Raw genomic sequence first — 14,510 nt, 5'->3', positions numbered from 1 at the left:
CGAGACTCATCTGCAGGGATCGGCTGTCCAAATCATCGCTACCAGGGAGTCTGTACGAATAGCGTCCTGATCCGCCGGGACAGACTTGAAGCCCAACTTCTCCGCGGGTTGTCTAACCGAACTTTCAGCCCTGTTGCGGTTGCTTATGCACTTAAGCATTTTCAGGAACGACTACAGGGTCGCTTGCACGAACTCCGTGAATAGACGGACAGCGCCGCGAACGGAGTAGCAGCACTTCAGGCGAAGCGGCAGGAATTGAAGATACAAGTGAATAGCGTAACCGATGCGATTGCGACAATCGGGCATTCGCATAATCTTTTGTCGAAATTGGCCACCATCGAAGCGGAGATAGGAAGGTTAGACGACCGTTTGGCTGAGATGAATCAGCCGCAAAGGCTGTCGCTGTCTCTGGAGGAGTTAAAAAAAATTCTCTGTTATCAGGCCGCTGAGATTTGCAGGCTTCTGCACGGCGATGTCGAAATTGCACGGCAGATTATGGCTAAACATATTTGGCAGCTTATACTTACGCCGAAGAAAGCTCCCGATGGTCCTCTACTCGAAGTCTCCGGGGACGTTGAATTATTCAACGTATTGGAAGACTCTGAGGAAGTGTGTAGAAGTAATGGTGGCCAGAGACGGGATCGAACCGCCGACGCCGGCCTTTTCAGGGCCGCGCTCTACCACTGAGCTATCTGGCCTTGGCATGCGCGCCTGTTATCGGGGATCGCCAAGAACCGCCGTGCGCTAATGCTACATCTGTCGGCCCGGCTTTTCACGGAGCCCATTGCCGGTGGGGAAGCCAGCAACGCAAACGCATTCTAAGTATAGCAATCCCGAGCCATACCGCCAACTCACCCGTATCGCGCTATCCTTTCTCATCATTCGAACTTCAAGGACGCCCATGCTCCGTCGCCTTCAAAGCCTCACGTCTGTAGTATTGTCTCTTTGTTTCGTCACCGCCGCCCACGCGCAAGTTGCAACGCCACCGGCCACAGCAGCGGCCGTTGGGAAGGGAGCCGGAACAACTCCCACGCCACGCGAACAGCGCGCCATCAAAGCCTTCAACACCGCAAGGCAAAGTCCTCTCCAACTCAACGCCTTCCTCACCCGCATGCCCAAGGGTGCCGACCTGCACATGCACCTCTCGGGAGCCATCTACGCCGAGACCCTTATTAAGGATGCAGCCTCTGATCTTCTCTGCGTCGACCTAACCACCCACACCCTGGTCAAGCCAAGCGGCACCACTCGCAGCATCCCGCCGCAGCCCGTTTGTGGCGAGGGCCACGCCCGCGCCGAGGGCGCCTTCAAAGACCAGAAGCTCTACGACGCTCTCGTCGACTCCTTCTCCATGCGCGCTTTTGTTCCCAGTGCAGGCGTCAGCGGGCACGATCAATTCTTCGCCACCTTCGACCGCTTCCGCACTCTCAACAAATCCCATGCCGGAGAATGGCTTGACGAAGTCGCCACCCGCGCCGCCGCTCAGAACGAGCAGTATCTGGAGGTCATGGAGACACCCATATTCACCGACCTCTCCAAGATCGTCTCAAAAATTGACTGGCCCACGACCCCCGCAGATCCGGCGCAAAACCGCACCGGCGACGCCACCGGTACCACCCGAGAGGACCTCAGCCATCTCCGCGAAACCCTTCTTAACGCAGGCCTCCGCAACGAAGTCGCCGTCGATCGCAAAGAACTTGATGACGCCCTCGACGCTCGTGACCGCATCGAAGACTGCGGCCAACCCAGCGCCCGATCGGGCTGCTCCGTCAAGGTTCGCTTTCTCTACCAAGTCCTTCGCGCCTTCCCCCCGGAGCACGTCTTCGCGCAGACCCTCCTGGCCTTCGAGGTCGCCTCAGTCGACCCTCGCGTCGTCGGTCTCAACTTCGTGCAGCCCGAAGACGCCTACCTATCCATGTCCGAATACCACCGCCAGATGTTGATGCTCGACTACCTCCATAGCGTCTACCCCAAGGTCCACATCGCCCTCCACGCCGGCGAGATCGCCCCTGGCCTCGTGCCACCCGATGGTCTCCGCTTCCACATTCGCGAAGCCGTCGATCTCGGCCACGCAGAACGCATCGGCCACGGCGTCGACGTCATGTACGAGAACGAGCCGCAGGCATTGCTGAAAGAATTAGCCGACCGTCACATCATGGTTGAGATCAACCTCACCTCGAACGATGTCATCCTCGGAGTCACAGCCCCCTGGCATCCGCTTCCGTCCTATCGCGCTGCCCGCGTTCCCATCGCCCTCTCCACCGACGACGAAGGCGTCTCCCGCATCGATCTCACCAACGAGTACACACGCGCCGCCATGGACTTCGACCTTTCCTACCTCGACCTCAAACAATCCGCCCGCACCAGCCTTGAACACAACTTCCTTCCCGGCCCCAGTCTCTGGCAGCAGCCCGATGTCTTCACCAAAACTGTCGCCGCCTGTGCCGGACAGCCTCTGGGATCCGCAAACCCCACACCAAACTGCCTGAGCTTTCTTCAATCCAGCGAAAAAGCCGCCGAACAATGGGAGCTCGAACACCGCTACGATCTCTTTGAGTCCAATCTGAATTAGGGCCTACCAGATCCGCCGAACATCAACGTCGTCACATCAAACGGTGGTCGCACGTTGTCCGCTATATCTTTATGGACGCATACGTCATCACACTAGACCCAACCCGAGAGTTCATCCATGAAAAAAGCAGCGGTCACTCTTCTTCAATTTGTTCTCTTCCTGTTAGTTTTCGTCATCGGCAGCTTTGCCCATCCGTTCAATCTACAGTGGGGCCTTACGGTGACTACTCCTGCCGTAACACGATACTTCGTGGCGGATGGACTCGTCCTTATATTTCTCCTCTACGCGCTTATTCTCGTTATTGAAGCCTTAACCAAGCGCCTGCGAAGCTACGCACCGTGGACGACGGTTGCCCTCATTCTCGCAACAGTGCTCGGGTTGATGATCAAGATAGGTTTCGTCACTCGGTCTGCCTACTAGGGTTCTATGCGATACGACATCTTCCAGCTCCTCGCCGAAGCTCAGAGCCGCCTCGATGAAGGCTTTGCCCATCTGCCGCCCGCACCCGCGCCCCCGCTGGACGAAACAGCCTCTGCGATCCTCAATCAGGTAGCCAGCCGCCTGCAGGACAACTACCCCTACGCCCATCCTCTCTACGCCGGCCAGATGCTCAAGCCGCCCCACCCCATCGCCCGCGCCGCCTACGCTCTGGCCATGTCGGTCAACCCAAACAATCACGCCCTCGACGGTGGCCGCGCCAGCTCCGCCATGGAGATCGAAGCCGTCGCCGCTCTTGCAAAGATGTTTCACTGGCCCCAGCATCTCGGCCACCTCTCAAGCGGTGGCACTTTCGCGAATCTTGAAGCCCTCTGGGTCGCCGGCCAACTCGCACCAGGCAAGGCCATCGCCGCCTCTGACCAGGCCCACTACACGCACAACCGCATCTCAAGCGTCCTCGGCCTGCCCTTTCTCGCCATCCCCTCCGACGACCGCGGCCGAATGGACCTCCACGCACTCGAGCGTCTCCTCGAAACCCAAAACATCGGCACCGTCGTCGTCACGCTAGGCACAACGGCCATCGGCTCGGTTGATCCACTCGACCAAGTCCTCGTGCTGCAGAAAAGGTTCAACTTCCGCATACACGTCGATGCGGCCTACGGCGGCTACTTCACCCTCGCCTCCAATCTCTCCCCCGAGACCCGCGCTGCCTTCGACGCCATCCCCCACGCCGACTCCATCGTCATCGATCCCCACAAGCACGGCCTCCAACCCTACGGCTGCGGCTCCATCCTCTTCCGCGACCCAGCCGTCGGCCGCTTCTACAAGCACGACTCTCCCTACACCTACTTCTCCTCTAAAGATCTCCACCTCGGCGAGATCTCCCTCGAGTGCTCCCGCGCCGGAGCCTCCGCCGTAGCTCTTTGGGCGACCCAGCAACTCCTCCCCTACATTCCCGGCGGCGTCTTCGCCCAGGGCCTCGAAGCCAGTCACACCGCAGCCTTGGAACTCCACCGCCGCCTCACCGAATCCCCCCACTTCCTCACCCCCTCCAGTCCGCCTCAGCTCGACATCGTCTTCTGGGCCGTGAACGCCCCCACACCAGAAGCCTCCTCGGCGCTGGCTCAGTCCATCTTCGACGAAGCCGCCAAAAACGATCTCCACCTTGCTCTCGCCAAGCTTCCGGTGCGTTTTTTTTCACATAATACCTGGCAAGATACCCCCAAAAACGACGCGGCAAACAAAGTCACCTGCCTCCGATCCGTCCTCATGAAGCCGGAGCATCTCCTTTGGTTAGACCACTTATGGCAACGCCTTCAGGCCGCGGCCGTCCGCCAAGTCGGGTCAATACCCCGATAGCATGAGAAAACGTAACCAGAGTTCCATCTTTTGATGGAGAGTCGTTTGGTAGAATCAGCCATAATTTCAAGTTTCCAACGATCTCTTTCGGATCTCGCAGCGCATCTCACCCGCCGATAGAGAATCATGTGTCATCGCAACCTGGGCCATCGTCGCGACGAGATACAAAATCGGATGAGAAAAGGATTAACCACCGCATGACTCTTCCCTCCGCCTCCATCCCTGTTACGACGCCTGATCTCTCCACCCGCACCATCGCTTACTTCTCCATGGAGATAGCTCTCTCTCCGGCCCTGCCCACCTACTCCGGTGGCCTCGGCATGCTCGCCGGCGACACTCTCCGCTCCGCAGCCGACACCGCCGCCCCTATGGTCGCCATCTCGCTCGTCCATCGCTGCGGCTACTTCCGCCAGAAGCTCTCCGACATCGGCCAGCAGACCGAAGCCGACGTCCCCTGGTCCCCCGAGACCACCCTCCCCAGCGCCAACCAGATCATCGCCCTCACCATGCAGGGCCGGCAGGTTCTGGTCCGTGCTTGGCGCTTCGATGTCGTCGGCGTCACCGGCCACATCATCCCCGTCTTCCTCCTCGACACCGACGTCGAAGGCAACGACCCCTGGGACCGCCGCCTCACCGACCACCTCTACGGCGGCGACACCTACTACCGTCTCTGTCAGGAGACTGTTCTCGGCCTCGCTGGTGTCTCCTTACTTGACGCGCTTGCATGTAAACCGAAGGTCTATCACATGAACGAGGGCCACGCCGCCCTCCTCGCCATCGGCCTCCTCGAAGACCACCTGGCAGGCACCCCGCTCAAGGACGCAACCGAAGCCGACATCGAGTTCGTTCGACAGCAGTGCGTCTTCACCACCCACACCCCTGTCCCGGCCGGCCACGATCAGTTCGGTGTTGATCAGATGTACCAGGTTCTCGGCAACGACCGCGCCGCCGCCATCGACCAGTTTGGCTGCCTCCACAACGGCCTAATGAATATGACCTACATCGCCCTGCGCTTCTCGCGCTTCGTCAACGGCGTGGCCATGCAGCACGGCAAGGTCTCTCAGCAGATGTTCCCCGGCTACAAGGTCTACTCCATCACCAACGGCGTCCATGCCGCTACCTGGCTCTCGCCCCAGTTTCAGGAGTTGCTCGACGAAGAGATTCCTCACTGGCGCACTGACAACCAGTACCTCCGGTCGGTTTACGGCATCGACCCGGCCCGCATCGCCGCCGCGCACAACAAAGGCAAACTCCGCCTCTTTAGCGCTATCGCCAAACGCACCGGCCATCACTTCAATCCCAACGTCCTCACCCTCGGCTTCGCCCGCCGCGTCGCCACCTACAAGCGCGCCAGCCTTCTTCTGCACGACCCCAAACGCCTCGTCGAAATAGCAGAGAAGATCGGCGGCCTCCAGATCCTCTACGCCGGCAAAGCCCATCCCGCCGACGTCGCCGGCAAAGGCCTCATCCGCGACGTATTCGCCTCTGCCGCCAAGCTCAACTCTTCGGCCCTCAAGATCTACTACATCGAAAACTACGACTGGGAGTTGGGCGCTCTCCTCACCCAGGGCGTCGATGTCTGGGTCAACACGCCTCGCCGCCCCTACGAGGCTTCCGGCACCTCCGGCATGAAGGCCGCCCTCAACGGTGTCCCCTCGCTCTCCATCCTCGACGGCTGGTGGATCGAAGGCTGTGCCGAAAACACCACCGGCTGGGCCATCGAAGACGGCGAAGACGAAGCTGCCGAAGCAACCAGCCTGTACGAAAAGCTCGAAGAGTCGATCGCTCCCATGTACGCCAATCCTCACGCCTGGGCGCACATGCAGCAGCACTGTATCGCCATCAACGGCAGCTTCTTCAACACCCACCGTATGCTGGCGCAGTACTTCGAAAACTCCTACTTCCCACCCACATTGTTATCCCCAACTCAGACCAGCTACCTCGAGCATCGTCGCTCGACGGACACGGTAGTAGCCGAACCCGCCTTGGTCTAAACCCAACCCCAACAAGGCGCCGAAGGCGCGTCAGCCTCGATGGGAGATCGCGCCGTGCGCGCAGCACGCGGTTGCCTGTTTTTAGCTTTCTCAAGCAGTTGACTCAAACCATCTAATCCCCAGCCACAACCTCAGCCACCCGCCGCCGCCCAGCCCGTCGCCCCCGCACCGCCCGAGCAAACCTGCCCCTCACCCGATCGAAAAACAGATAAACCACCGGCGTAGTAAACAGCGTAAGCGCCTGCGACACAATCAACCCACCCACAATCGTGATCCCCAGCGGTCTCCGCATCTCACTGCCGGTCCCGCGACCAAGCGCCAGCGGCAGCCCTCCGAGCAGAGCCGCCATCGTCGTCATCATGATCGGCCGGAACCGCAGCATACAAGCCTCGAAGATCGCCTCCTGCGGCGTCTTGCCATGCTGTCTCTCCGCCACCAGCGCAAAGTCGATCATCATGATCGCATTCTTCTTTACGATCCCGATTAAAAGAATAATCCCGATCATCGCGATCACACTCAAATCCACGTTGAACAGCAGCAGCGCCACAATCGCGCCCACCCCAGCCGAAGGCAGCGTCGACAGAATCGTCAGCGGATGAATGAAGCTCTCATACAGAATCCCCAGCACAAGATAGACCGCAATCAACGCCAGCAAAATCAACCACGGCTCACTCTTCAGCGAATCCTTGAAGGCCTGTGCCGAACCAGCAAATCCGCCATGAATCGCCGACGGCATCCCGATATCCACGCGAGCCTGCTGAATCGCCTGCGTCGCCTGACTCAGCGAAGCCCCCGGCGCCAGATTGAACGACAACGTCGTAGCCGGCGACTGCGACTGGTGATTTACCGCCAGCGGAATTCTCTGCGCCTCAAAGTGCGTCACCGCCGACAGGGGCACCATCGCCCCCGTCGTGCTCTTCACATAGATACTCTTCAGCGCATCCGGATCTTCCTGGAACTGCGGCGCAACCTCCATCACCACGTGATACTGATTCAGCGGCATGTACGTCGTCGAAACCTGGGTCTGTGCAAACGCATCCGACAGCGTGGAATCAATCGTCAGCGGCGACACCCCCAACCGGCTGGCCGTCGCACGGTCGATCACCAACTGCCCACGTAATCCCAGCGCCTGTTGATCCGTAGCGACGTCTTTGATCTGCGGCAGTTGATCCATTGCAGCTTGCAACTTAGGACCCCACTCGTTCAACTCCTTCAGATTATCTCCAGTCAGGGTGTACTGATACTCCGTCGCCGTATTCCGTCCGCCAATCCGCAGATCCTGAAACGCCTGCAGGTACATAATCACGCCAGGCAAGTTGCTGACCTTGGGCCGCAACCTGTTCACGATCACCTGCGCCGTGTCTCCCGCCTTCTTGCGCTCCGCATCCGGCTTCAGCGACATGAACATGAAGCCGCCGTTCGAATTTCCGCGCCCACCCGCAAACGCCGTAACATCTTCAACGCCTGGATCCTGTTGCGCAATCGCCGCCAGCGCCAGCACATTCTTCTTCATCTGCGCGAACGATACATCCTGCTGCCCCTGTACCTGCCCACCGATACGCCCCGCATCCTGCTCCGGAAAGAATCCCTTCGGTACCAGGATGTACAGATAAACATTCAGCACAAACGTCAGCACCGTAATCACCAGCACCAGCCGTTGATGCTTCAACACCCAGCGCAACCCCAACTCATACTCCGCCGCCATCCACGCCAGCGCCCGCTCGCCCGAACGATAGAACCACCCATGCTCCCGCCTGCCATGTGGCTCCAGAAACTTCGCGCTCAACATCGGCGTAGTCGTCAGCGACACCACCAGCGAGACCATAATTGCGACCGACAGCGTCACCGCAAACTCACGAAACAGCCGCCCTACAATCCCACCCATTAGCAGAATCGGAATGAACACCGCAATCAGCGACGTGCTCATCGACACCACCGTAAATCCAATCTCCTTCGAACCCACCATCGCCGCCTGCAACGGCGTCATCCCGGCCTCAAGATGCCGGCTGATATTTTCGATCACCACAATCGCGTCATCGACCACAAACCCCGTCGAGATCGTTAGCGCCATCAGCGAAAGATTATCCAGCGTATATCCCAGCAGATACATCACCGCGAAGGTCCCCAGCAGGCTCAAAGGCACCGCGACCGTCGGAATCAAAGTCGACCGCACCTCCCGTAGGAACAGAAACACCACCAGGATCACCAGCAGGATCGAGATCACTAGCGTTCGCGTTACATCCTTCACCGAAGCACGAATCGTCGTTGTCCGGTCGAGTGCCACATGCACCGAGATCGCCGGTGGAATCGATGCCTCGAGCAACGGCAGCATCTTCTTCACGTTGTCCACCGTCTGAATCACGTTCGCCGTCGAAGTCTTGAACACGATCACAAGAATCGCAGGCTTGCCGTTGAACACCCCGGTAGCATGAACATCCTCAACGCTGTTGACGACATTCGCCACATCCTGAATCCGTACCACACCATGCGCCGTTCCAGGCCCGGCGCCCTTCCCGGTACTCGCAACGACAGGTGCAGCAACAGCCGCAGTCGAACTGTTCGCCACGGGCGCATTCGCAGCAGTCCCGGCACCACTCGAACCCGCACTTCCACCAACCGCCTGCGGATTGCTCGTCAACGCGCTCGCCACCGAAGCCGGCAGCCCCGAACTCGCAGCCGCAGAACTCACCGGCCCTTTGTCCGTCGCAACAATCAACGGAGCATACGCCGCCGCGCCAAACAACTGATCCGTCGCACTGACACTCCACCGCCGCGTGTCATCCTGCAGGTATCCCTTCGGCTGATTCACATTCACCGTGCCGATCGCCGCCCGCAACGCCTCCAGCCCCACGCCATAGTGCGCCAGCTGCATCGGGTTCGCCTCGATCCGCACCGAAGGCTTTGCGCTTCCTCCGCAGAACGTCTGCCCCACACCCGGGATCTGCGCGATCTTCTGTGCCAGAATACTGTCGCAAGCGTCATACAGCTGCGGCACATTCATCGTGTCAGAGGTCAACGCGATAATCATGATCGGCGAGTCCGCCGGATTCACCTTGTAGTACCCAGGATTACTTGGCAGATTCGCAGGCAGTTGACTCCGCGCTGCATTGATCGCCGCCTGCACATCCCGCGCCGCTCCATTCACATCGCGCGTCAGATCAAACTGCAGCGTAATCCCCACCACGCCGGTTGAAGAATAGGACGTCATCTCGTTGACGCCGGCAATCTTCGAGAACTGCCGCTCCAGCGGCGTCGCCACAGACGAGGCCATCGTCTCCGGATCGGCACCCGGCAAATTCGCACCTACCGAGATCACCGGAAACTCCACCTGCGGCAGACTGGCCACGGGTAGCAGCGTATAGGCCACCGCACCCGCCAGAATCACCGCCAGCGACAACAGAAACGTCGCTACCGGCCGCCGAATAAATGGTGCTGAAAAATGCATAATTCTTAATCCTTAACCATCAATCAGCTGACATCGCGTGCGCGTGCAACTCCACATCCTTGGAACCTTGAGCCCGCCTCGACCTGCGCGCGATCCGGTCGAAGAACAGATAAACCACCGGCGTCGTAAACAGCGTCAACACCTGTGACACAATTAGTCCGCCAACAATCGTGATCCCCAGCGGCCGCCTCAACTCACTACCCGTGCCCGTTCCAAGCGCCAGCGGCAAACCGCCAAGCAGTGCCGCCATCGTCGTCATCATGATCGGCCGAAACCGCAGCAGACAAGCCTGATAGATCGCCTCCGTCGGCGTCATCCCCTGTTCGCGCTCAGCCTCCAGCGCAAAGTCGATCATCATAATCGCGTTCTTCTTCACGATCCCGATCAGCAGAATGATGCCGATCAGCGCAATCACACTCAAGTCCACATGGAACAGCAGCAGCGCCAGAATCGCGCCAACTCCAGCCGACGGCAGCGTTGAAAGAATCGTAATCGGATGGATATAGCTCTCGTACAAAACACCGAGCACGATATAAACCACGATCAGCGCTGCCAGGATCAGAATTGGCTCATTCGCAATCGAAGACTCAAAAGCCTTCGCCGAACCCTGGAACTCACCCTTAACGCTCGGTGGCATATTCAGCTCCGCCTGGGCCTTATTCACCGCATCCACTGCGTCGCCGATAGACTTGCCCGGCGCCAAATTAAACGAGATCGTCACAGCCGGGAACTGTCCCTGGTGATTGATCACAAGCGCCGTGGGCTTCTCTTCAAAGTGCGTAAACGTCGACAGCGGCACTTGCGTTCCGTTCGAACTCTTCACATAAATGTTGTCGAGCGCCGCCGGATTTCGCTGGTACTTCGGAGCCACCTCCAGCACCACGTGATACTGATTCTGCTGCGTAAAGATCGTCGAAACCTGCCGCTGCGCAAATGCATCATCCAGCGTGTCGTCGATATTCTGCGGCGTAATTCCCAGCCGAGAAGCCGTATCGCGATCGATCACCAGCTGCGCCTCAAGCCCGCTCATCTGCTCATCGCTCGCCACGTCGCTCAGAATCGGAATCTGGTTGAGCTTCGCGACCAACCTGCCCGTCCACATCGCCAACTCCTCAGTATTCGCATCTTCCAACGAGTATTGATACTGCGTCCGGCTCACGCGGTCTTCCACCGTCAGATCCTGCAGTGGCTGCAGAAAGCACTGAATCCCATCTACCGTAGCAACCTTCGGCTCCAGCCGCTGAATCACCTCAAGCGCGGTAGAACTCCTCTGCTCCCGATCCTTCAAGTTGATCTGAATGCGTCCGCTGTTCAGCGTCGAGTTGGTCCCGTCGATCCCAATGAACGAGGAAACACTCTCAACATCTTTATCCTGCAGAATGATTCTCGCCAACGCCTGTTGCCGCGAGCTCATCGCATTGAAGCTGATCGTCTGCGGAGCCTCCGTAATTCCCAGCAGCACGCCCGTATCCTGCACCGGGAAGAACCCCTTCGGCACAATCAAAAACAGATACACCGTCAGTGCAAACGTAGCCAGAGTCACGAGCAGCGTGGCTGTCTGATGCCGCAGTACAAACCGCACCCCCACAGCATACTTCGCAATCACATACTCGAAGAACTCTTCGCTCTTCTTGTAGAACGCATTCTGCTCGCTCTCCGGCGTATGCCGCAGTAGCTTCGCCGCCATCATCGGCGTCAATGTCAGAGAAACCAGCGCCGAGACCAGAATTGTAACCGCCAGCGTTACAGCAAACTCGCGGAACAGCCGACCCACAATATCGCCCATGAAAAGCAGCGGAATCAGCACCGCAATCAAGCTCACCGTCAGCGAGACAATCGTGAACCCAATCTGTTCCGAACCCTTAAGCGCAGCCTCCAACGGCGAGTCACCCTGCTCCAGAAACCGCGCAATGTTCTCGATCATCACAATCGCGTCATCCACCACAAATCCGGTAGAGATCGTCAACGCCATCAGCGAGAGGTTATTCAGGCTGTACCCGAGCAGGTACATCACCCCAAACGTCCCCACAATCGACAGCGGCACCGCAACCGAAGGAATAATCGTCGCAGCAATCGACCGCAGGAACAGGAAGATCACCATCACGACCAGCCCGATCGTCAGCACTAGTGAAAACTGCACATCCTTCACCGAAGCCCGAATCGTATTCGTCCGATCCGTCAGCACCTGCAGTTGAACCGTCGCCGGCATCGTCGACCGCAGCTGCGGCAGAATCTTCTGCACCTCATCCACCACGCCGATGATGTTCGCCCCCGGCTGCCGCTGGATGTTCACAATCACCGCCGGCTTCAACACCGCATCATGCACCTGCTGGCCGCCCGCACCAGCCTGCGCCGCGGTCCCCATCCACGCTGCCTGAAACAGGTTCTCCGCGCTGTCTACCGCATTCGCCACATCCGACAACCGCACCGGCGACCCATTCCGATACGCAATAATCACCTTGTTATAAGCATCACTCGACGGCAGTTGATCGTTCGCGCCGATCGTATACGATTGACTCGCCCCATTCAGGTTTCCCTTGGCCTGATCCACATTCGTCGTTCCGATCGCCGCGCGAATATCCTCAAGGCTAAGTCCATAGTTAGCCAGAGCCGTAGGATTCGCTTGAATCCGCACCGCAGGCTTCTGCCCACCATTGATCGACACCAGCCCCACACCCGAAAGCTGCGAGATCTTCTGCGCGATCACCGTATCCGCCAGGTCCTCCACCTTCGCCAGCGGCAGCGTATCGCTGGTCAGCGCCAGCGTCATAATCGGTGCATCAGCAGGATTCACTTTGCTGTACACCGGCGGATTCGGCAGGTCCTTCGGCAGATAGCTGAACGCCGCATTGATCGCCGCCTGCACATCCTGCTGCGCAATATCGATCGACTCCGACAGATCGAACTGCAGCGTAATTACACTGCCGCCGCCAGAGCTCGACGAAGTCATCTGACTCAGCCCCGGTATCTGCCCAAACTGCCGCTCCAGCGGAGCCGTCACCGACGACGCCATCACCTCCGGGCTCGCCCCCGGATAAAACGTCTGCACCTGGATCGTCGGATAGTCCACCTGCGGCAGCGCCGACACCGGCAGTTGCTCATACGCGACAAACCCCGCAAGCAAAATGGCCACCATCAATAGCGAGGTGGCCACCGGCCGAAGAATAAACGGCTTCGAAGGACTCACGAGGGCTGCCCCGTGGTGCTTGTCATACCCAACTCAGCAGTTGTTCCATCTCCAGCTTTCACCGGAGCCGTCCTCGGAAATACCTTGCTTCCGTTCTTCAACTTCTCCTGCCCATCCACCACAATCTGGTCTCCCGGCTTCACTCCGCCGCTCAGGATCACCTGCGTCCCCTCAGTCAGCTCCACATTCACCGTCTGCGCCATCACGTAGTAGTTCGTCTTGTTCTCTGGCAGCTCGATCACCGGCCCATCCGCATCCTTCTTCGCCAGCGGATCAGCCGGCGGCTGCCCCTGCTTCAGCAGGTAGACGAAGTTCCCCTGCGTCCCCGTCTGCAGCGCCGAAGCCGGAATCACCACCGCATTCCTCTTCTCTTGCAGGATCAACCGCACATTCACAAACTGATTCGGAAACAGCGCCCCATCCTTATTCTCGAAGACAGCCTTGGCCTTCACTGTCCCCGTCGTCGTATCAATCTGGTTATCGACCGTCAGCAAACTTCCGCTCGCCAGGTGAGTCGCAGCAGCCCGGTCATACGCCTCCACCACCAGCTTGTCGCCCGCCCGCGACTTCTTCAACACCTCCGGCAGCTGATCCTCCGGCAACGTAAAGATTACAGCGATCGGCTGCAGCTGCGTCACCACCAGCAGTCCATTTGTATCCGCTGCATGCACAATATTTCCGGCATCCACCTGCCGCAGCCCAACCACCCCATTGATCGGCGAAAAAATCTTCGTATACCCCAGGTTCACCTTCGCCGCTTCAATCGCCGCGCGGTCTGAGGCAATCGAACCCTCCGCCTGCCCCGCCGTCGAAGCCTGTGCCTGCTGGCTCTCCTTCGAAACCACGCCAGCCGACAGCAGCGCCTCATACCGCGCCGCCTCCGCGCGAGCATTCACCGCATTCGCCTGGTCCTTCACCAACTGCCCCTGCGCCTGCTCCAGCGCCGCCTGGTAAGGTTTCGGATCGATCTCCGCCAGCACCTGTCCCTGCCGCACCGCCTGCCCTTCGCGAACCGGCACCTGCATTAACTGCCCATCCACACGCGACTTGATCGTCACCGTGTTGTATGCCGTAACGGTTCCCAGAGCGGTAAGGAAAATCGGCATCGTCTTCTGTTGCACCGAAGACACCTGCACTGGCGTCGGCCTATCCGCCTGCGCCGCCATCATCATCTGGACGCCGGTCTGTTCTGCCGTGTTCCGGCGGATCTTCCATACCGCCGCCCCCACCACGGCCAGAATCACCAGCACCACAATCCACTTCCGCGCCGGCGATCCCTTCGGCCCCTCTACCAACGGCTCGCTCTCTCGCAGGTTCTTCTGCGACTCCGCTGCCGCTGCCCCGTCTACTCGTTCTTTCTCGTTCATCTGCGTTGACGGCATGGAGTCTCTCAAGCTCTCTCAGAAAAATTCACTGCACGAACAAAATGATAGGTGTGCCAGATATCTAAGAATAAACGATAATGACGTTGGTCGCTCAGACGCATCTCCTGCGTCAGGCAATGCTGAATCTACGAAA

At 59.0% G+C, this 14,510-nt stretch carries 7 protein-coding genes and 1 tRNA gene; 4 read left to right on the top strand and 4 right to left on the bottom strand.

Going from position 1 to position 14,510, the window contains the following annotated elements:
• Nucleotides 1-623 precede the first annotated feature (623 nt).
• A tRNA-Phe gene (locus RBB75_RS10025) sits at nt 624-698 on the bottom strand.
• A 203-nt stretch (nt 699-901) separates the two neighbouring features.
• On the opposite strand from RBB75_RS10025, the gene RBB75_RS10020 reads away from it, so the two are divergent.
• The 4 genes from RBB75_RS10020 to glgP all read left to right on the top strand — a co-directional run bounded on the left by RBB75_RS10020 (nt 902) and on the right by glgP (nt 6,360).
• A complete protein-coding gene (locus tag RBB75_RS10020; protein ID WP_353070338.1) occupies nt 902-2,569 on the top strand; it encodes an adenosine deaminase family protein in 1,668 nt (555 codons plus the stop codon).
• A gap of 117 nt (nt 2,570-2,686) precedes the next feature.
• Nucleotides 2,687-2,989: a hypothetical protein gene (locus RBB75_RS10015; protein ID WP_353070337.1), complete on the top strand. Its 303-nt coding sequence runs from the start codon at nt 2,687-2,689 to the stop codon at nt 2,987-2,989.
• Nucleotides 2,990-2,995: 6 nt separating this feature from the next.
• Nucleotides 2,996-4,366, top strand: coding sequence for a pyridoxal phosphate-dependent decarboxylase family protein (locus RBB75_RS10010; protein ID WP_353070336.1), 1,371 nt, complete (start codon nt 2,996-2,998; stop codon nt 4,364-4,366).
• Nucleotides 4,367-4,563: 197 nt separating this feature from the next.
• Nucleotides 4,564-6,360, top strand: coding sequence for an alpha-glucan family phosphorylase (glgP, locus tag RBB75_RS10005; RefSeq protein WP_353070335.1), 1,797 nt, complete (start codon nt 4,564-4,566; stop codon nt 6,358-6,360).
• Nucleotides 6,361-6,472: 112 nt separating this feature from the next.
• On the opposite strand, the gene RBB75_RS10000 is transcribed toward glgP, so the two are convergent.
• From RBB75_RS10000 to RBB75_RS09990, 3 genes are read right to left on the bottom strand one after another with little or no spacing between them, the layout of a single operon-like run.
• Nucleotides 6,473-9,805 (bottom strand): efflux RND transporter permease subunit, encoded by a 3,333-nt coding sequence (locus RBB75_RS10000; protein ID WP_353070334.1) that lies wholly within the window; start codon nt 9,803-9,805, stop codon nt 6,473-6,475.
• Nucleotides 9,806-9,824: 19 nt separating this feature from the next.
• Nucleotides 9,825-12,992, bottom strand: a complete 3,168-nt coding sequence (locus RBB75_RS09995) for a multidrug efflux RND transporter permease subunit (protein WP_353070333.1) — start codon at nt 12,990-12,992, stop codon at nt 9,825-9,827.
• Complete coding sequence (locus RBB75_RS09990) at nt 12,989-14,374, bottom strand: efflux RND transporter periplasmic adaptor subunit (RefSeq protein WP_257030806.1); 1,386 nt, start codon at nt 14,372-14,374, stop codon at nt 12,989-12,991. Before RBB75_RS09990 ends, RBB75_RS09995 begins: the two co-directional genes overlap by 4 nt.
• Nucleotides 14,375-14,510: the final 136 nt, after the last annotated feature.

This window comes from Tunturibacter empetritectus, assembly GCF_040358985.1.
GTDB classification, from domain to species: Bacteria; Acidobacteriota; Terriglobia; order Terriglobales; family Acidobacteriaceae; genus Edaphobacter; species Edaphobacter empetritectus.
This window is presented reverse-complemented; position numbering and strand designations above follow the sequence as displayed.

Coding starts and splice junctions, on each gene's coding strand:
- RBB75_RS10020 (WP_353070338.1), top strand. CDS start 902: ATGCTCCGTCGCCTTCAAAGCCTCACGTCTGTAGTATTGTCTCTTTGT.
- RBB75_RS10015 (WP_353070337.1), top strand. CDS start 2,687: ATGAAAAAAGCAGCGGTCACTCTTCTTCAATTTGTTCTCTTCCTGTTA.
- RBB75_RS10010 (WP_353070336.1), top strand. CDS start 2,996: ATGCGATACGACATCTTCCAGCTCCTCGCCGAAGCTCAGAGCCGCCTC.
- glgP (WP_353070335.1), top strand. CDS start 4,564: ATGACTCTTCCCTCCGCCTCCATCCCTGTTACGACGCCTGATCTCTCC.
- RBB75_RS10000 (WP_353070334.1), bottom strand. CDS start 9,805: ATGCATTTTTCAGCACCATTTATTCGGCGGCCGGTAGCGACGTTTCTG.
- RBB75_RS09990 (WP_257030806.1), bottom strand. CDS start 14,374: ATGCCGTCAACGCAGATGAACGAGAAAGAACGAGTAGACGGGGCAGCG.